The 17,959-nt window shown below is 72.4% G+C and carries 15 protein-coding genes; 4 read left to right on the top strand and 11 right to left on the bottom strand.

The features are described 5' to 3' along the window. The first annotated feature begins 95 nt into the window (after nt 1-95). The gene (locus SMD11_RS05245; RefSeq protein ID WP_087925303.1) at nt 96-3,323 is read left to right on the top strand and encodes an amidohydrolase family protein; all 3,228 of its coding nucleotides are present in this window, start codon (nt 96-98) and stop codon (nt 3,321-3,323) included. 78 nt (nt 3,324-3,401) lie between these two features. Here the strand turns inward: SMD11_RS05245 and SMD11_RS05250 are convergent, their stop codons facing one another. The 3 genes from SMD11_RS05250 to SMD11_RS05260 all read right to left on the bottom strand — a co-directional run bounded on the left by SMD11_RS05250 (nt 3,402) and on the right by SMD11_RS05260 (nt 6,712). Continuing rightward, the gene (locus SMD11_RS05250) at nt 3,402-4,370 is read right to left on the bottom strand and encodes a chitosanase (RefSeq protein WP_234365913.1); all 969 of its coding nucleotides are present in this window, start codon (nt 4,368-4,370) and stop codon (nt 3,402-3,404) included. A gap of 223 nt (nt 4,371-4,593) precedes the next feature. Continuing rightward, nucleotides 4,594-5,784, bottom strand: a complete 1,191-nt coding sequence (locus SMD11_RS05255; RefSeq protein WP_087925304.1) for an MBL fold metallo-hydrolase — start codon at nt 5,782-5,784, stop codon at nt 4,594-4,596. A 256-nt stretch (nt 5,785-6,040) separates the two neighbouring features. Beyond that, nucleotides 6,041-6,712: an alpha-ketoglutarate-dependent dioxygenase AlkB family protein gene (locus SMD11_RS05260; protein WP_087925305.1), complete on the bottom strand. Its 672-nt coding sequence runs from the start codon at nt 6,710-6,712 to the stop codon at nt 6,041-6,043. 200 nt (nt 6,713-6,912) lie between these two features. Here SMD11_RS05260 and SMD11_RS05265 point away from each other — a divergent pair, with 200 nt between their 5' ends. Further along, nucleotides 6,913-7,515 carry a carboxymuconolactone decarboxylase family protein gene (locus tag SMD11_RS05265; RefSeq protein WP_324614691.1) on the top strand — a complete coding sequence of 201 codons (603 nt, stop codon included), beginning with the start codon at nt 6,913-6,915 and terminating at the stop codon, nt 7,513-7,515. 239 nt (nt 7,516-7,754) lie between these two features. Here SMD11_RS05265 and SMD11_RS05270 read toward each other — a convergent pair whose 3' ends face one another. The 3 genes from SMD11_RS05270 to SMD11_RS05280 are packed head-to-tail and all read right to left on the bottom strand — an operon-like array spanning nt 7,755 to nt 9,727. Beyond that, a complete protein-coding gene (locus tag SMD11_RS05270; RefSeq protein ID WP_087925307.1) occupies nt 7,755-8,603 on the bottom strand; it encodes an SAM-dependent methyltransferase in 849 nt (282 codons plus the stop codon). After that, entirely contained in the window at nt 8,600-8,857 is a 258-nt protein-coding gene (locus tag SMD11_RS05275) for a DUF397 domain-containing protein (protein WP_087925308.1), read from the bottom strand. Before SMD11_RS05275 ends, SMD11_RS05270 begins: the two co-directional genes overlap by 4 nt. 3 nt (nt 8,858-8,860) lie before the next feature. Beyond that, nucleotides 8,861-9,727 carry a helix-turn-helix domain-containing protein gene (locus SMD11_RS05280; protein ID WP_087925309.1) on the bottom strand — a complete coding sequence of 289 codons (867 nt, stop codon included), beginning with the start codon at nt 9,725-9,727 and terminating at the stop codon, nt 8,861-8,863. 146 nt (nt 9,728-9,873) lie between these two features. Between SMD11_RS05280 and SMD11_RS05285 the strand changes: the two genes are divergently transcribed. Continuing rightward, nucleotides 9,874-10,332: an ATP-binding protein gene (locus SMD11_RS05285; RefSeq protein WP_234365914.1), complete on the top strand. Its 459-nt coding sequence runs from the start codon at nt 9,874-9,876 to the stop codon at nt 10,330-10,332. A gap of 68 nt (nt 10,333-10,400) precedes the next feature. Here the strand turns inward: SMD11_RS05285 and SMD11_RS05290 are convergent, their stop codons facing one another. Further along, nucleotides 10,401-11,192 (bottom strand): SGNH/GDSL hydrolase family protein, encoded by a 792-nt coding sequence (locus tag SMD11_RS05290; RefSeq protein ID WP_087925311.1) that lies wholly within the window; start codon nt 11,190-11,192, stop codon nt 10,401-10,403. Between the two features lie 212 nt (nt 11,193-11,404). Between SMD11_RS05290 and SMD11_RS05295 the strand changes: the two genes are divergently transcribed. After that, nucleotides 11,405-12,208 (top strand): tyrosine-protein phosphatase, encoded by an 804-nt coding sequence (locus SMD11_RS05295; protein WP_087925312.1) that lies wholly within the window; start codon nt 11,405-11,407, stop codon nt 12,206-12,208. Between the two features lie 58 nt (nt 12,209-12,266). Here SMD11_RS05295 and SMD11_RS05300 read toward each other — a convergent pair whose 3' ends face one another. The 4 genes from SMD11_RS05300 to hpnH all read right to left on the bottom strand — a co-directional run bounded on the left by SMD11_RS05300 (nt 12,267) and on the right by hpnH (nt 17,959). Then, a complete protein-coding gene (locus tag SMD11_RS05300; protein WP_087925313.1) occupies nt 12,267-13,673 on the bottom strand; it encodes an aspartate aminotransferase family protein in 1,407 nt (468 codons plus the stop codon). Then, on the bottom strand, nt 13,670-15,619 hold the full coding sequence (gene dxs / locus SMD11_RS05305) for a 1-deoxy-D-xylulose-5-phosphate synthase (protein ID WP_087925314.1): 1,950 nt from the start codon (nt 15,617-15,619) through the stop codon (nt 13,670-13,672). Before dxs ends, SMD11_RS05300 begins: the two co-directional genes overlap by 4 nt. A gap of 145 nt (nt 15,620-15,764) precedes the next feature. Further along, nucleotides 15,765-16,931 carry a flavodoxin-dependent (E)-4-hydroxy-3-methylbut-2-enyl-diphosphate synthase gene (ispG, locus tag SMD11_RS05310; protein WP_087925315.1) on the bottom strand — a complete coding sequence of 389 codons (1,167 nt, stop codon included), beginning with the start codon at nt 16,929-16,931 and terminating at the stop codon, nt 15,765-15,767. A gap of 5 nt (nt 16,932-16,936) precedes the next feature. After that, entirely contained in the window at nt 16,937-17,959 is a 1,023-nt protein-coding gene (gene hpnH / locus SMD11_RS05315) for an adenosyl-hopene transferase HpnH (RefSeq protein WP_087925316.1), read from the bottom strand.

The following is a 17,959-nucleotide window of genomic DNA, read 5'->3' on the forward strand; positions in this document are numbered from 1 at the left end:
GGCGCGGTGTTGACCCGTGGGGCTCGGCGCGTGCGACCATCGAGCGTTCCGCTTCAGCTCCGGCCCCAGACAACTCCCCCGCAGCAGGAGGACAGTTGGACACGTCCGGCAACGCTCTCACCCCCGCTTTCTCCCCCTCCCCGCCCTTCTCACGGCGCGGCTTCCTCCAGGCGGCGGCCGGGACCGCCACCGCGGCCGGGGTGGCCGCGACCCTTCCCGCGGGGGTGGCCGGCGCCGCGACGCCCGGTGCCGCGGTCCCCACGCTCTCCTTCACCGCCGCCACCAACGGCGCCGCCAGCCTCGCGCCCGCCGGGGACCGGCTCGTCGCCGAGGTGCAGAACGTCCTGTGGTCCTTCTCCCGGGCCGGCGGCGACGCCGTGGCGATCACGCCGGCCGATCTGGAACCGACCCGGCCCGTGCACTCCCCCGACGGCAGGCGGCTCGCCGTCTGCGCCTTCCGGGGTGGCGGGTTCCATATCTGGACGCTGCGGCCCGACGGGTCGGGGCTGCGGCAGCTGACCGACGGGCCCTGGGACGACCGCGGGCCCTCCTGGTCGCCGGACGGGTCGCGCGTCGCGTTCGCGTCCGAGCGGGGCGGTGACCCGGTGGCCGGGAGCCCGTACCGCGTGTGGGTGGTGGACGTCCGCACCGGCGGCCTCACCCGGATCAGCGGGGTGACCGGCCAGGACGGGCCGTTCCAGGACGGGGCCTGGGAGGACTTCGATCCCACCTGGTCGCCGGACGGCAAGCGGCTGATCTTCGTCCGGGGCCGGGTCGCCGGGACGGCGCTGGAGGCCCGTACGGTCGTGTCCGCGCCCGCCGACGGACGGGGCCCGGTCCGGGTGGAGCACACGGAGACCGCCGCCGCGCAGGTGATGACCCCGGCCGTCTCGCCCGCCGGCCGCCTGGCCTACCTCCGGACCACGGCGGCGCCCACCGCCACCTGCGTGCTCGTCGTCGACGGCGCGGTCGTGAAGATCGACGGTGACGTCGAGCCCGTACCGCCGCGCTGGATCTCGCGGGACGAGCTGCTCCTCACCCTCGGCGGACGGTTCGCGGTGGTCCGGGTGAACCATGGCAAGGTCTCCTCCGCGCTCACCTTCCTCCCCTTCTCCGCCCGGCTTCCCGTCCCCCGGCCCCGCTACCGCGTCAAGCGCTACGACCTGGAGGCCGGCGGGACCCGCACCGCCCGCGCCCTCCACCTGCCGGCCCTCTCCCCCGACGCGCGCCGGGTCGCCTTCGCCGCGCTGAATTCGCTCTGGGTCGCCGACGTCGCCGGCGGGCGGCCCCGCCGGGTGGTGAGCGCCGAGCCCACCCGCTATCTGCTCGGGCCCACCTGGACCCGCGACGGCCGGTCCCTGGTCTACGCGGGCGACCGGGACGGGCTGCTCGCCGTGCGCCGCCACGACCTCGCCTCCGGCGAGGAGACCGTGCTGGCCGACGGGGGCCGGGTCTATCCCGCGCTCTCCCCGGACGAGCGGCTCCTCGCGAGCGTCGACATGGCGGGCAACATCGTCGTCCGCGACCTCGCCGGGGGCTCCGACCGCGTCCTCGCGGCCCCGCTCGGCGCCGGCGGGCTGCCCGGCAGACCCAGCTGGTCACCCGACGGGCGCTACCTCGCCTTCTGCGACCGCAACCGCCTCAACCAGCGGTTCCGCGAGGGCTACAACCTCATCCGGGTCGTCGACACCCGCGACGGCACCGCCCGGCTGCACGCCCTCGCCCCGCACGCCTCCCTCTCCGACCGCTACGACTCCGGGCCCGTCTGGTCGCCCGACGGGCGCCACATGGCGGTGATCTCCGAGTCCGCGCTGTGGCTGCTGCCCGTACGGGCCGACGGGGCCCCCGAGGGCGCGCCCCGGCGGCTGACGGACGAGGCCGCCGACCACCCGTCCTGGTCCGCCGACGGGCGCCGCCTCCTCTATCTCTCCGCAGGACGGCTGCGGATCATGGACATCGGGAGCCGGGCGGTCCGTACGGTCCCCGTCACGCTCGACTACCGGCGCCCCACCCCCGCCGACGTCGTCGTCCACGCCGGAAGGTTCTGGGACGGCACCGGGGACACGGTGCGCGACGACGTCGACGTCACGGTGCGCGGCGGCCGCGTCGACTCCGTCGGGCCGCACCGGGCGCGCCGGGCGTCCGTCCGCCGGATCGACGCCTCGGACCGCACGGTGATCCCCGGCCTCTGGGACGCGCACACCCACCCGTACCAGAACATCTACGGCGGCCGGGAGACCGCGCTGCTGCTGGCCTACGGGATCACCACGGCCGTCTCGCTCGGCGGGTTCGCCTACGAGCAGGCGCGCCTCCGCGAGGCCGTCGCCGCGGGGGCGCTGGCCGGGCCCCGGATGCTGACCTCGGGCGAGCTGCTGGACGGCGGGCGCGTCGCGTACAGCATGGGGCGCGCGCACCGCACCCGGGAGGGGCTGCGCCGGTCGCTCGACCGTGCCGCCGCGCTGGACTGGGACTTCGTCAAGACGTACGTGCGGGCCCCGGGCTGGGTGATGGAGGAGGCGGCCCGGTTCGCGCACGAGCGGCTCGGGGTGCGCGCGGGCAGCCACCTCTGCTCGCCCGGCGTCCAGCTCGGCCAGGACCTCACGACCCATCTCCAGGCCACCCAGCGGCTGGAGTTCGGGCACGCCACGACGGCGACGGGCCACGCGTACCAGGACCTGGTGGAGATCTACACGAGCCGGGGCGTGGACTTCCACCTCATCGCGACGCTCTTCACCTCCGTGCCGCTGCTCGGCGACGCGCCCGCCCTGGCCGAGGACCCCCGGGTGACGACGCTGATGCCGCCGTGGGACGTCGCGGTCGTCCGCCGGACGGCCGGCAGCCCGCCCACCCGCGACCAGCTGGACACCCTGGAGCGCGAGGTCGGCGTCTACCGGCGGGTGCTGGCCGGAGGCGGCGTCGTCGCCCTCGGCACGGACGCCCCACTGGTGCCCGTGGGGCTCTCGCTGCACATGGGGCTGCGGGCGCTGCACCGCTACGGGCTGTCGGCGGCGGAGGCGCTGCGCACCGCGACCGTGCTGCCCGCGCGGGCGTTCGGCGCCGAGCGGGACCTGGGCACGCTGGAGGCCGGCAAGCTGGCCGACATGACGGTGGTGGACGGCGACCCGTTCACCGACTTCGACCGGCTGGTGCGGACGGAGTCGGTGCTGCGCGGGGGCGTGCCCTTCCGCCAGGCGGACCTGGTCGGCTCGTACGCCACCGCCCGGCCGGAGGACGGGCCCGCGGCGCGCTCGCTGGGCGAGTGGCTGGCGGTCGGACGGCAGCTGCGCCGGGAGTCGTGCTGCGACATGGAGCTGCCGCACTGAGTCGCACCGGGCCGGGCCCTGCCGGCCCGCGCCGGGGCCGTGGAGGCGCTTCCCGCGCCTCCACGGCCCCGCCCGCGCCTACTCCTTGATCTCGTACGAGTCGCCGTAGACCTTCCACTTCAGCGGCGGCTGAAGCTCGAAGTTGCCGTTGTTCAGGAACACACGCTGCGCGGTGTCGACGCGGCTGGTGTCGCTGTGGGCCTCCTCGTTCTGCATGGCCTTCTTCCGGGCGTCGAGGAAGGCGCCGAGGTAGGTCTTCTCGTCGCCGCCCTGGGCCGGCGGCTTCGCCTTGGCCAGGGCGGCCTTGCGGATGCCGCCGAAGCTGTCCTTGCCGCTGCCGGGGCCGTGCATGACGATCGCGTCGTAGTAGACGAACTGGCCGAGCGTGCGCAGGCCGTCGGCCTTGGCCTGCGCGACCGACGGGCCGAAGTAGACGCGGTCGCGCTCGGCCTCCTGGGCGGCCTGGAACGCCTTGTCCTGGGCGGCCTTGTGCCAGGCGTCCTCGAAGGGCTTGCCGAGGCCGGCGTGGGAGTCGCTGCCGTTGACCTTGCGCAGGGCGGGCAGGTACTTGGCGAGCGGGTTGCCGGGCTTGTCCTTGGTGTACCGCTCGACGAGGTCGAGCATGTCGCCGGTGCCGGAACAGAAGCCGATGATGCCGGCGGTGTAGCCGCGGCCGTCGCCGATGTCCTCGATGTAGGTGAACTGGGCGCGCCAGTCGAGCGAGGAGTTCTCGGCGCTCGACACCAGCCGCATGGCGATGTCCTTCTTGTACGGGTCGTCCAGGCCGGTCGCGGCCTGGGCCCGTATCCGCTCGGTGAGCGGGGCGGTGGTGACGTGGTGGGCGGTGGAGGCGGTCACGGCCGCCGCCTGGCTCACCCCGGTGAGGGCGAGGGCGGGGAGGACGGCGGCCACGCCGGCGAGGGCGAGGCGGGTGGTCCGCCTCGGCTTCCCCGGGGTGCGGCGCGGGGCGAGGGAGGACGCCTGGGGCGGGGTCCCGTCCGAGGTGGTGCGGGAGCGTGCGGTGGTCGTCGCGGTGCGCGTGGGCATGCGGATCTCCGTTCCCGGGTCGCCGGGGCCTCATGGCCCCGGCTGTTAGGAAGCTTTCCTAACCAACGAACGGCATTGAAGCGGGCCCACCGCTTCCGCCACAAGAGGCGCGTACGACCTCATAGGCCCCGGAGCGCACTCACTAGGGGATTACGTAGGAAATCGCACCGCTCCGGCCCCCGGGAGCCCCGCCCCGAGGCAGCACACGGCGCCAACTCCCCCGCTACGCCCGGACGGTGGCCCCGGCGCGGCCCGCCCCGTTCGCGGTCCGCGCTCGCGCCGGGCACCGCTCCTCCGGGGTCGCCGGCCGGGTCGCGACCGCCCGCCACCACGGGTCCGCCGGCAGCCCGGCGGCCGGCTCGAAGGGCTGTCCCGGCCGGGGCGTCACCACCCGCGCGCCACTGCGCTCGCCCGCGGCGACGGTGCCCTCGACGGGCTCCTCCCAGGGGTGCGGGGCGAGGTTGAAGGTGCCCCAGTGGATCGGCAGCATGACGCCGCGCGCGGGGTCCCCCTGGAGGTCGAGGTGGGCGCGCATGCCCTCCTCGGGTGTCATGTGGATGTCGGGCCAGAACTCGCTGTACGCGCCGATCTGCACCATCGTGGCGTCGAACGGGCCGTACTGGGCGCCGATGTCCGCGAAGCCGGGGAAGTATCCGGTGTCGCCGCTGTGGAAGACGCGGTGCTCGGGACCCGCGACCACCCAGGAGGCCCAGAGGGTGTGCTGGGTGTTGCGGAGCCCGCGGCCGCAGAAGTGGCGGGCGGGGGTGGCGGTGAGGGTGAGGTCCCCGACCCGGGTCGACTCGTGCCAGTCGAGCTCGGTGATCCGGTCCTCGGGCACCCCCCAGTGTTCGAGGTGGGCGCCGATGCCCAGCGGCACGACGAAGTGCGCGCGGGTGTGCCGGGACAGGGCCTGGACCGTCGGCATGTCCAGGTGGTCGTAGTGGTCGTGGGAGATCACGACGGCGTCGACGTGCCCCGCCTCGGACAGCGGCACCGGCACCGGGTGCAGGCGGCGCGGGCCGGCGAAGGCGAAGGGCGAGCAGCGCTCGGACCACACCGGGTCGAAGAGCACCCGGTGCCCGTCGATCTCCGCGAGCACGGTGGAGTGGCCCATCCACGTCAGCCGCAGCCCGGTGGCCGCGGGGGTGGCGAGGTCGGCGACGGTCGTGGGGTGGACCGGCACGTTGCCCGCGGGGGCACGGCGGGCGCGCTCCTCTCTGCGGAAGTAGGTGGGCAGGAACTTCAGCATGGAGCCGGAGGGGGTGTGCTGGGCCGCCACCGGGTTGGTGAAGACGCCGTCGGCGTAGTGCGGCGACCGCCGGATGCGCGCCATCCGCTCCCCCGACGGGTCGACGCCGAACGCGGCCGGTCGCAGGGCGTCGAGCGGTGAGCTTTTCGGGCGGGAGCCGGTCACGGCACCTCCAGGAAGCAGCGTCGGGTGAGAGTCACCGTCATTATCTGCTCCTGTTCGAACGACCGGCGGGTGGCCCCCCGTCGTCGGGCGGACCGCGCCTGGGGGAACACCCGGTGCGCCGTCCGGGCCCACCCCCGTGATCGGGCCCGGCCGACGACCGGTGTTCACCACCTGATGCCCCACTGTGCAGGGTCCCGGGGCCATATGCACGTGAATTTTCACGTGCACGTGGCTTGTTTTCGGCCGTATTCCGGGGTCAGCCGAGACCGCTCACCCGGAGGGTGATGTTCAGGCGCCCGGTGAGCCCCAGTCCGGGCGGCGCGGTGTCCGGGTGGGTGCGGGGAACGCCGTGGTAGGCGAGCCGCGCCGGGCCGCCGAAGACGAAGAGGTCGCCGCTGCGCAGCTCGACGTCGGTCCACGGGCGCTCACGGCCGCTCACCGTGCCGAACCGGAAGACACAGCTGTCACCGAGGCTGAGGGAGACGATGGGCGCGTCCGAGCGCTCCTCGCGGTCCTGGTGCATGCCCATCCGCGCGCCCGGCCCGTAGAAGTTGATCGCGGCCGTGTCGTACGGGGCGGCCGGCGCCGGGCCGAACGGCGCCGCGTCCGCCGAGGCCTCGCGGGCCGCCCGCACCGCGTCCTGGGCCAGCCCGTCCAGCCAGGCCGGAAAGGGCTTGACCGGCGCGCCGTCGCCGTCGACCACGGTGCGGGCGTAACCATAGGGGAACCAGTGCCAGCCCAGACCGACCGTCCGGACCGACATCCGCCCACCACTGGGCATCCGCACGGTCCGCAGCCCGGCGGGCGGCTTCGCCCACGCGCGGCAGGCGTCGAGCAGCCGGGCCTGGGCGGCCGGGTCCAGCCAGCCGGGAACGTGCACGGCTCCCGGGGCGACCTCGGCGGGCGGCCGGGGGAAGAGCTCGTCCATGCGGCCAGCGTAGATCGGCCGGAGCGGCTGTGACGGAGCGGGGGCGGGCGGGGGCCGGGGCAGGACCGGAGGGGCCGGATCCGGCCTGTGACCACGGTCTCACCGCCGCGCCCCGGACGGATGTCACGGATCGGTGGGGCCACCGCGTCGTAAGGGCAGCAGCATCCGATCACTGTCCGATTCACCTGAGACGTCCGTTCATGAACGACGGCACACGCACGACGGAGGCACCGACCATGGCCCGCATCCCGCTCGAACCGGCCCGCACCACCCCGCTGATCCGCGCGGTGAAGTGGTACTGCCGGCGCGTCTACGGAAAGACCCTCGACCCGGTGATGGCGTTCGCCCACAACCGGCGCGTACTGATCGGCTCGTCCCGCTTCGAGATGTCGGTCGCCCGCTGGAAGGCACTGGACCCGGGCCTGAAGGCCCTGGCCGTGATGGCCTCGGCGGCGTCCATCGGCTGCTCGTGGTGCATGGACTTCGGCTACTGGGAGCACCAGCGGCACGGGGTCCCGCGCGAGAAGCTGCGCGAGGTGCCGCGCTGGCGCTCCAGCGACGTCTACACACCGCTGGAGCGGGACGTCATGGAGTACGCGGAGGCGATGACGGCCACGCCGCCGGTGGTGGAGGACGGGTTGGTGGAGCGGTTGCGGGGGGCGTTGGGGGATGCGGCGGTGGTGGAGCTTACGGCGATGGTGGGGGTGGAGAATCTTCGGTCGCGGGTGAATTCGGCGCTGGGGTTGACGAGTCAGGGGTTCAAGGACCGTTGCGACGTTCCGCTGGGGGGCGGGGCGGCCTGAGGCCGGGCGGGGGTGGGGGTGCGGGGTGCCGCTGCGCGGGGCCTTGTCCCCACCCCGCCCCTTCCCGAATGTCCTCAAACGCCGGACGGGCTGAAATCAGCCCGTCCGGCGTTTGAGGACACCGCGCGGAGCGCGGAAAGAGGGGGCCCGGGGGCTTGCCCCCGGTTACGGGAAGGGGCGGGTAGGGGAAAAGGCCCCGCGCAGCGGCAACCCACCCGCCGCACCCACCCCCGCGCCCCCTACCCCTTCCGCCCCACCCCGCCGTAAAAGATCGTGTTGTTCAGCTCCACCACATCCGGCACCGGCCCCTCCGGCCGCCACAGCGGCACCCGCACCAGCCCCGGCTCCTCCAGCGCGAAGTCGCCGAAGAGCGGCTCGACCGCCGCGCGGCCGCGGAGGTTGAGGGCGGCGGTGGCGTTCTTGTACGTGCCGAGGACGCTGTCGCGGGCCTTGACGTCGGTGTAGCCGCCCTCGTAGCCCTCGTACGGCTCGGCCGTGGCGTGGGAGAGGATCAGGCGGCTGCCCGCGGGGAGGGCGTCGGCCAGGGTCGCGACGATGCCGGCGGGGTCCTCCTCGTCCTTGACGAAGTGCAGGACGGCGACGAGCAGCACGGCCACGGGCTCGCGGAAGTCGATCAGCTCGCGGACGACCGGGTGCGCCAGGATCGCACCGGGCTCGCGCACGTCGCCGAGGACGAACGCGGCGCGGCCGGCGTTCGTCAGCTTGGCGCCCGCGTGGGTGGCGACGATCGGGTCGTTGTCGACGTAGGCGACGCGGACGTCGGGGTCGATCTCCCGGGCCACCTCGTGGGTGTTCGGGGAGGTGGGTATGCCCGTGCCGATGTCGATGATCTGGCGGACGCCGTCCCGCACCACGTCCCGCACGGCGCGCGCCATGAAGGCGCGGTTGGCGCGGGCGGACAGCCGCACCTGCGGGTGCACCTGGATGACGTGCTCGGCGGCCTGCCGGTCGACCTCGTAGTTGTCCCAGCCGCCGAGGTAGTAGTCGTACATGCGGGCCGGGTGCGGCCTGCTGGTGTCGATCTCCTCCGCCGCGAAACCCTGCTCGCTCACGCCGTGCCCTTTCATTCGCAGCTCACACTCGTTCCCGCGAGAAGGAAGTCGGCTTCGCCGGCCTTCGCGCCTTTGATGAAGCTTTCGATTTCGTGGTGCGTGTAGATCAGCGCGGGGCCGTCCGGATCGGTGGACTGACGGAGCGCGACCCGGCCGTCCCGCAGCCGCATGGCCTCGACGCAGCTTCCGCCGTTGCCGCCGCTCCACGGCTTGCTCCACCCCTCGGTGCCGAGGTCGGTGGCGGGCATGCCGTTGTATATGCGATCCATGGATCAGATCTCCTTACGAATGCCACCCAGGAAGGCCTCGGTGGTGTGTGCCGGCGCGGCCTGCGCGCACATCCGGTCCAGCGCCTCCAGGAAGGCCGAGACATCGTCACGCTGGTCGAAGTACGAGGCCCCGACGAGGTTTTCGGCGTACGCGATGTCCGGCAGCTCCGGGAGCGGGAACCGGAAGATATGGAACGGTCCGTACATCGCCGGGTGCGGCCCGGCGGCGAACGGCATGATCTGGAGCCGTACGTTCGGCATGGCGGTGGCGGCCGCGAGGTGGGCGATCTGCTCGCGCATGACGCCGGGGCCGCCGATGGGCCGGCGCAGCACGGTCTCGTCCATCACCACCCACAGCAGCGGCGCCCCGTCCCGGGTGAGCAGCGCCTGCCGCTCCCGGCGGACGGTGACCGCGCGGTCGATGTCGGCGTCGGGGGCGTGCGGCATCCCGGCGCGGAGGACGGCCCGGGCGTAGGCCTCCGTCTGGAGCAGTCCGGGGACGTAGTGCGGCTCGTACGCGCGGATGAGGTTGGCCTCGCCCTCAAGGGAGACGAAGGCGCTGAACCACTCGGGCAGGACGTCCCGGAAGCGGTGCCACCAGCCCGGGCGGTTGGCCTCCCGGGCGAGCGTGAGGAAGCCGTCGAGCTCCTCGGGGTCGGCGACGCCGTAGACGCGCAGGAGCTTCTCCACGTAGGGGAGCTTCAGGCCGACCTCGGCCTTCTCCATCCTGCGGACCGTGGCGTGGGTGACGTCGAGGGCACGGCCCGCCTGCTCGAAGGAGAGGCCGGCCCGCTCCCTGAGGTCCTGGAGCCGTTTGCCCAGCACGACCCTCAGGACGGTCGGGGCGCCTGTCGGCCGCGCGTCCGCCACTGTTCATCCCCTCCAACTTTTGTCATATGCCCCCCGTGCAGCGCAGTCTGCCACGCACCCCCTGGAGCGGACAGACTGATCTGACGATTCTGCAATTTGCAGATTGAACCTTGCCACACATGACTCACATCGCACATAGTTGCGGAGTGGTCCCCTCCCATGACGCACCTTCGCTCGGACGCTACGGCAGTTCCATAGCCGCGCGTCTCCAGGACGCCTTCCACTTCCCGGCTCTCAACACCTCGGTAGCGGAGGCGCGCAGACGAGTTCTCGCGCGGCTGCGGGAGTGGGGTATCGACGAAGTGGCGTGCGACGACGCTCAATTGGTGGTGTCGGAACTCTTCACCAATGCCGTGCGGCACACGGACAGCGACAAGGTCAGCTGTCAACTGCGCCTGAGCGGCGCGCATCTGCGGATAGAGGTGGCCGATCAGGGCCACACCTCGACGGAGCCCCGGGCCCGGTGCAGCGGGGCGGACGAGGAGAGCGGGCGCGGACTGCTGCTGGTGGGCGCGCTGTCGAAGGCATGGGGGGTCCGGCCCGACGACGACGGCCGTGGCCGTGTCGTCTGGGCCGATCTGCCGCACGGGCGGCTCCCCCTCTGACACCCGGGCCGGAACCCGGTGTCCTTCCCCCTCTTTTTCTGAATTTTTCGGGCGCTGCCTACAGCCGCCTACAGCGGCAGCAGGTCCGGCCGCTTGGGCTCCACGTGATCACCCGAGGACTCGCCGCGCAGCCGGCGGCCGATCCACGGCACCAGGTGCTCGCGCGCCCAGTGGATGTTGTCCCGGCGCACCTCGGCGGGCGACCGCAGCCCCTCGTCCGGCCACGCCTGGTCCGGGTCGGCCGGTACCTGGAGCCCGAGCACCTGGGCGGCGCGCAGCGCGACGCGGGTGTGCCCGTCGGGCGAGAGGTGCAGCCGGTCGTCGCTCCAGGCCCGCCGGTCCTGCACCGAGCGCAGCGACCACAGGTCGAGGACCGGGCAGTCGTGCCGGTCGGCGATGGCGCGGACATGCGCCGTGTACGTCGCGATCTTGCCGCGCAGATGGCGCAGGACCGGGACGCCCCGGGTGTCGAAGCCGGTGCACAGCAGCACCGTGCCGACGGAGGAGGCCAGGTCGACGACGGCCGCCTCGTAGCGCTCGGCCACGTCGTCGGGGTCGCTGCCGGGGCGCAGGATGTCGTTGCCGCCGGCGCAGAAGGTCACGAGGTCCGGGCCGAGCTCCTTGGCCCGGGGCACCTGCTCCTCGACGATCTGGTCGAGGAGCCGGCCGCGGACGGCGAGGTTGGCGTACCGGAAGGTGTGCTCGTCCTGCTGGTCGGAGAGGAGTACGGCCAGTCGGTCGGCCCAGCCGATGAAGGTGTCGTCCGGCCCTGGGTCGCCGACGCCTTCGGTGAAGCTGTCCCCGACGGCTGCGTACGACCCGATCGCGCTCTTGCTGAATGAATTCGAATCGTCTGCCACGTCAGCACATCTTTCCTCTTGGGGAGTGACTTACGCCACCGTAACCAGGGGTTGACGTGCCGTGATGTATCCCACCCCAACAAAGTCACCCCAAGCGGAATACGTCAACACCGGTGTCGCGCGGCCTGGATTCCGCGTACAACCAGTGGCGTAGAGTCGTTCAGCCGCCTGGTCGACGAGCAACGTCGACAGCCGAGACCTGGGGAGCGCCCGTGACGCAGACGCCACATGTCCCGTCCACCGAACCCGAGCTCGCGGGGGTACGCAACTTCCGTGATCTGGGCGGCCTGCCGGCCGCCGACGGACGGCGTGTACGGCCCGGCGTCCTCTTCCGCAGCGGCCACCTCGCCCACGCGACCGAGTCGGACACCCGCTTCCTCGACTCGCTGGGCCTGCACACGGTCTTCGACTTCCGCAACGCCGCCGACATCGAGCTGGACGGCACGGACGTCGAGCTCACCGGGGTGCGCAATGTGAACATCCCGCTCAACGACCCGGCGGACGGCGCCGAGTTCTGGCGGATGGTCCGCGCCCGCGACCTCACCCAGCTGCGGAGCGTGCTCTCGGGCACCCGGGGCGCGGACCGGATGACCGAGACGTACCGCGAGATCGTCACCACCCGCACCGCCGAGCACGCCCGGGTGCTGAACGCCCTCGCCGAGGACGCCGTGCCCGCGCTGATGCACTGCGCCGCCGGCAAGGACCGGGCGGGCCTCTCGATCGCCGTCACCCTGCTGGCGCTCGGGGCCTCGCGGGAGACCATCGAGGCCGACTACCTGAAGTCCAACGCCCCGCACCGCCGCTACCGGATGCACCGCGCCGAGGGCGCCGGGGAGGAGGAGCTGGAGGTCGCGGAGCTCCTCTCGCCGATGTTCGAGGCCCGCGCCGAGTACCTCGCGGAGGCCTTCGCCACGATCGAGGAGATCTGGGGGACGACCGAGCGGTACCTCACCCAGGGGCTCGGCTTCGGCGGCGCGGACCGGGAGCGGCTGCGCGCCCGGCTGCTGACGGACTGAGCCACAGGGCTTCGGTGGCCGGACGGGCGGCGGCGCGCCCGTCCGGCCATCCGGCCGGTCAGCGGTTGGCCACCGCCTGCTTGACCAGCGTCCGGCCGAAGTCCCACATCAGCCCGCCGCCCCCGTGCGCGTCGTCCATCACGGCCGTGAAGGCGGTCACGAAGCGGTCCACCTCGCGCTCGCCGATGGTCAGCGGCGGGATCAGCTTGATCACCTCCAGATGGTCGCCGGAGACCTGGGTGAGGATCCGGTGCTTCTGGAGCAGCGGCACCACGACCATCTGCGCGAAGAGGCCCTTGCGCGCGGCCTGGAGCATCGCCCAGCGGCTGCGCAGGCCCAGCGAGCCGGGCCTGCCGAACTCGATGCCGATCATCAGCCCGCGGCCCCGGACGTCGTGCAGCAGCTCGTACTTCCCGACCAGCGCGGCCAGCCGGCTCCGCAGCAGCTCCCCGGTGTGCCGGGCACCCGCGACGAGCTCCTCGTCCTCCATCACCGAGAGCACGGCGAGGCCGGCCGCCATGGCCTGGGCGTTGGAGCCGAAGCTCGCCGAGTGGACCAGCACCCGGTCCATGGAGGAGTAGACCTTCTTGAAGATCCAGTCCTTGCCGAGGGTCGCGCCCACCGGTACGTAGCCGCCCGAGAGCGCCTTGGCGACGCACACCAGGTCCGGCTCGACGCCCTCCTCGTGCTGGTAGGCGTAGAAGTCGCCGGTGCGGCCGATGCCCGTCTGCACCTCGTCGGCGATCAGCAGCGCCTTGTGCCGGCGCAGCAGGTCCTGGGCCGCGCGCAGGAAGCCCGGCGGCGGCTCGTGGACGCCCTTGCCCTGGATGGGCTCGACGACGAAGGCGGCGACGTCGCCCCGGCGCAGCTCCCGCTCCAGGGCGTCGAGGTCACCGAGCGGGATCGCGGTGTCCGGCAGCAGCGGGGCGAAGCCGTCGCGGAAGCCGGTCTCGCCGTTGACGGACAGGGAGCCGGTGGTCAGGCCGTGGAAGGCGTGGTCGCAGTAGAGGACCCTGGGCCGGCCGGTGGCGTAGCGGGCGAACTTCAGGGCGGTCTCGACCGCCTCGGTGCCGCTGTTGCCGAAGAAGACCCGGTCCAGGTGCGGGGTGTACGACAGCAGCTTCTCGGCGAGGAGGCCGGGCAGCGGCTGGCAGTCGAAGCGGGTGAGGTCGGCGAGCGAGGCGTCCAGGACGTCGTGCAGCGCCTTGCGGACGACGGGGTGGTGGCGGCCGACGCCCATCACCCCGAAGCCGGCGAGCATGTCGAGGTAGTCCCGCCCCTCGGCGTCCCAGAAGTACGCGCCCTCGGCCCGCTCGTAGACCTTGTCGAAGCCGATGGTGCGCAGCATGCGGGGCAGCTGGTGGTTGAGGTGACGGGTGTGCAGGTCGTACCGCTCGCCGCCGCGCTCCGCGAGGAGCCGGGCGAGGTCGAACCCCTTCGCGCCGTCGGTGCCGTCGGGTGTCATGCGTCGTTCTCCTTACGGGCCTTGCTGGTCCTGCCGGCCGCGGCCGGCGCCGCCGCCGTCACCTCCTTACGGGCCAGGGCGGCACTGATCCGGCCGGCGATCTCGGCCGGGGTGAGCCCCAGGTCCGCGAGCACCTCGCCGCGCTTGGCGTGCGGGAGGAACTGCTCGGGGATGCCGAAGGTGCGCACGGGCACGTCGACCTCGGCGTCGCGCAGGGCCTGCGCCACGGCCGAGCCGACGCCGCCCGTGCGGCTGTTGTCCTCGACCACGGCGACGACGCGGTGCCGCGCGGCGTACGCGGGCAGGGCCTCGTCGACGGGCTTGACCCAGCGGGGGTCGAGGACGGTGCAGGAGGTGCCGCGGGCGGTGAGCAGCTCGGCGGCGGCCAGGCAGACGGGGGCCATCGTGCCGACGGCGACGAGCAGCACCTCGGCGGGCTCCTCCTCGGGGCCGGGGCCGCCGATGACGTCCATGCCGCCGATCTTCGCGGTGGCCGGGAGGGGCTCGCCGACGGTCTCCTTGGGGAAGCGGATGACGGTCGGGGCGTCGTCGACGTCCAGGGCCTCGCGGAGCTGGGCCCGTAGCTGGTCGGCGTCGCGCGGGGCGGCGATCCGCAGGCCGGGCACGACCTGGAGGATCGACATGTCCCACATGCCGTTGTGCGAGGCGCCGTCGGTGCCGGTGACGCCGGCCCGGTCCAGGACGAAGGTCACGCCGCACTTGTGCAGGGCGACGTCCATCAGGACCTGATCGAAGGCGCGGTTGAGGAACGTGGCGTAGACGGCGAAGACCGGGTGCAGGCCGCCCGTCGCGAGGCCGGCCGCCGAGGTGGCGGCGTGCTGCTCGGCGATGCCGACGTCCCAGACCCGGTCGGGGTAGGCGGCGGCGAACTTGGTGAGGCCCACGGGGTGGAGCATCGCCGCGGTGATGGCCACCACGTCCGGCCGCTCGGAGCCGATCCGCAGCATCTCGTCGCCGAACACCGAGGTCCAGGACCGGCCGGCGGCGGGCGCCAGCGGCTCGCAGGTGAGGGGGTTCATGACGCCCACGGTGTGGAAGCGGTCCGCCTCGTCCTCCAGGGCGGGCTGGTAGCCGCGGCCCTTCTCGGTGCGGCAGTGGACGAGGACGGGGCCGTGGAAGCGCTTGGCCTTGCGCAGCGCCGACTCGACGGCCTCGATGTCGTGGCCGTCGATCGGGCCGAGGTACTTGAGGCCGAGGTCCTCGAACATGCCCTGGGGGGCGAAGGCGTCCTTGAAGCCCTTCTTCGCGCCGTGCAGCGATTCGTAGAGCGGCTTGCCGAGCACGGGGACGCTCTGGACGGCGTCCTTGCCCCAGGAGAGGAAGCGTTCGTAGCCGTCGGTGGTGCGCAGGGTGGCGAGGTGGTCGGCGAGGCCGCCGATGGTGGGGGCGTAGGAGCGTTCGTTGTCGTTGACGACGATGATCAGGGGCCGGTCCTTGGCCGCGGCTATGTTGTTCAGGGCCTCCCAGGCCATTCCGCCGGTGAGGGCTCCGTCGCCGATGACGGCGACGACGTGGCGGTTCCAGCGGCCGAGGACCTGGTTGGCCTTGGCGAGGCCGTCCGCCCAGCCCAGGACCGTGGAGGCGTGGCTGTTCTCGATGACGTCGTGCTCGGACTCCTCGCGCGAGGGGTAACCGGACAGGCCGCCCTTGCCGCGGAGCTTGGAGAAGTCCTGGCGGCCGGTGAGCAGCTTGTGCACGTAGGACTGGTGGCCGGTGTCCCACAGGACGCGGTCGGCGGGCGAGTCGAAGGCGCGGTGCAGCGCGATGGTCAGCTCCACCACGCCGAGGTTGGGTCCGAGGTGGCCGCCGGTCCTGGCCACGGCGTGCACCAGGAAGTGGCGGATCTCCTCTGCCAGTTCGGTCAGGTCCTCGGTGTCCAGTGCCTTCACGTCGCGCGGACCGCGGATGTTCTCCAACAACGACACGTCGGGGCCCCCTCCTCGTCTCTCGGCCCCGGCCGGGCAGCCCTGACGGCCGCTCCTTCCGGGGACTGTCTGATCTGACTGGGTGTGCCTGCGTCCGACCGGTCGGTCCGGTCGGCCTGGTCTCCGGCGGGCGTGGCCCCGTCGGTCAGCTCACGGTGACATCGGGCGTGCCCGAGCCGGCGCCCGCGGCCTCCATGGTCTCGGCGATCTTCATCGCCTCCTCGATGAGGGTCTCCACGATCTTGGACTCGGGGACGGTCTTGATGACCTCGCCCTTGACGAAGATCTGGCCCTTGCCGTTGCCCGAGGCGACACCGAGATCCGCCTCGCGGGCCTCGCCCGGCCCGTTCACGACGCAGCCCATCACGGCGACGCGCAGCGGCACCTCCATGCCCTCCAGACCTGCCGTAACCTGGTCGGCGAGCTTGTAGACGTCGACCTGGGCGCGGCCGCAGGACGGGCAGGAGACGATCTCCAGACGGCGCTGACGCAGGCCCAGGGACTCCAGGATCTGCATGCCGACCTTGATCTCCTCGGCCGGTGGCGCCGACAGGGAGACCCGGATGGTGTCGCCGATGCCCTCGGAGAGCAGCGCGCCGAACGCCACGGCCGACTTGATCGTGCCCTGGAATGCCGGGCCCGCCTCGGTGACGCCGAGGTGCAGCGGATAGTCGCACTGGGCGGCCAGCTGGCGGTAGGCATTGATCATCACGACCGGGTCGTTGTGCTTGACCGAGATCTTGATGTCACGGAAGCCGTGCTCCTCGAAGAGCGACGCCTCCCACAGCGCCGACTCGACGAGCGCCTCCGGGGTGGCCTTGCCGTACTTCTCCAGCAGGCGCCGGTCCAGCGAGCCCGCGTTGACGCCGATCCGGATGGGGGTTCCCGCGTCCGCGGCCGCCTTGGCGATCTCGCGGACCTTGTCGTCGAACTGCCGGATGTTGCCCGGGTTGACCCGGACCGCGGCGCAGCCGGCGTCGATGGCCGCGAAGACGTACTTCGGCTGGAAGTGGATGTCGGCGATCACCGGGATCTGCGACTTCTTCGCGATGACCGGCAGTGCCTCCGCGTCGTCCTGCGAGGGGCAGGCGACCCGGACGATCTGGCAGCCGGAGGCGGTGAGCTCGGCGATCTGCTGGAGCGTCGCGCCGATGTCCGCCGTCACCGTCGTGGTCATGGACTGCACCGACACCGGCGCGTCCCCGCCGACCGGGACCGACCCGACCTGGATGCGCCGCGAGGGGCGGCGCTTCGCCAGCGGCCGGGCCGGCAGGCCGGGGAGTCCGAGTGAGACAGGCTCCACGGATCCCATGCCCGTCAGCCCCGGTTTCCCGCGACGGTCTCGCGCGCGGCGCGCAGCGATTCCTTCAGCGACCCCATGGTGGCGAGGACGGCTGTGGGTTCGTAGCCGCAGTGCGCCATGCAGTTGGCGCAGCGCGGGTCCTTGCCCCGCCCGTACTTCTCCCAGTCGGTCTCCTCGATCAGCTCCCGGTACGTCGGGACGTAGCCGTCGCTCATCAGGTAGCAGGGGCGCTGCCAGCCGAAGAGGGAGTAGTTCGGGATGGCCCACGCGGTGCAGGGGAAGTCGGCCTTGCCCTCCAGGAAGTCGAGGAAGAGCGGGCTGTGGTTGAGCCGCCAGCGGCCGCGGTTGCCGCCCGAGAAGGCCTTCTTGAAGAGCTCCCGGGTCTGCTCGACGCCCAGGAAGTGCTCCTGGTCGGGGGCCTTCTCGTAGGCGTAGGCGGGAGAGATCATCATCTCGTCGACCTGGAGGTCGTCATTGAGGAAGTTGAGCACCTCGATGATGGTCTGCGGGGTGTCGGTGTTGAAGAAGGTGGAATTGGTGGTGACCCGGAAGCCACGCCGCTTGGCCTCCTTGATCGCCTCCACCGCCTCGTCGAAGACGCCCTCCTTCGCAACGGATTCGTCGTGCCGCTCGCGCAGCCCGTCGATGTGCACCGCGAAAGCGAAATACGGTGAGGGGGTGAATTTCTCCATCTTCTTACGCATCAACAGGGCGTTGGTGCACAGGAAGACATACTTTCGCTTCGCCACCAGCTGCCGCACGATCTCATCGATCTGCGGGTGCATCAGGGGCTCGCCGCCGGCGATGGAGACCATCGGCGCACCGGATTCCAGAACCGCGCCGACGGCCTGCGCGACGGGCATGCGCTGCTTGAGCACGCCCGCCGGGTGCTGGATCTTCCCGCAGCCCTCGCACTTGAGGTTGCAGGCGAAGAGCGGCTCCAGTTCGACGATCAGCGGGAACTTCTCCCGCCTCCGCAGCTTCTGTTCAAAAAGGTAGGTTCCCACCCGGATGGACTGGCGGAGCGGCATGGCCAT

This window comes from Streptomyces albireticuli, assembly GCF_002192455.1.
In the GTDB taxonomy this organism is placed as follows: Bacteria; Actinomycetota; Actinomycetes; order Streptomycetales; family Streptomycetaceae; genus Streptomyces; species Streptomyces albireticuli_B.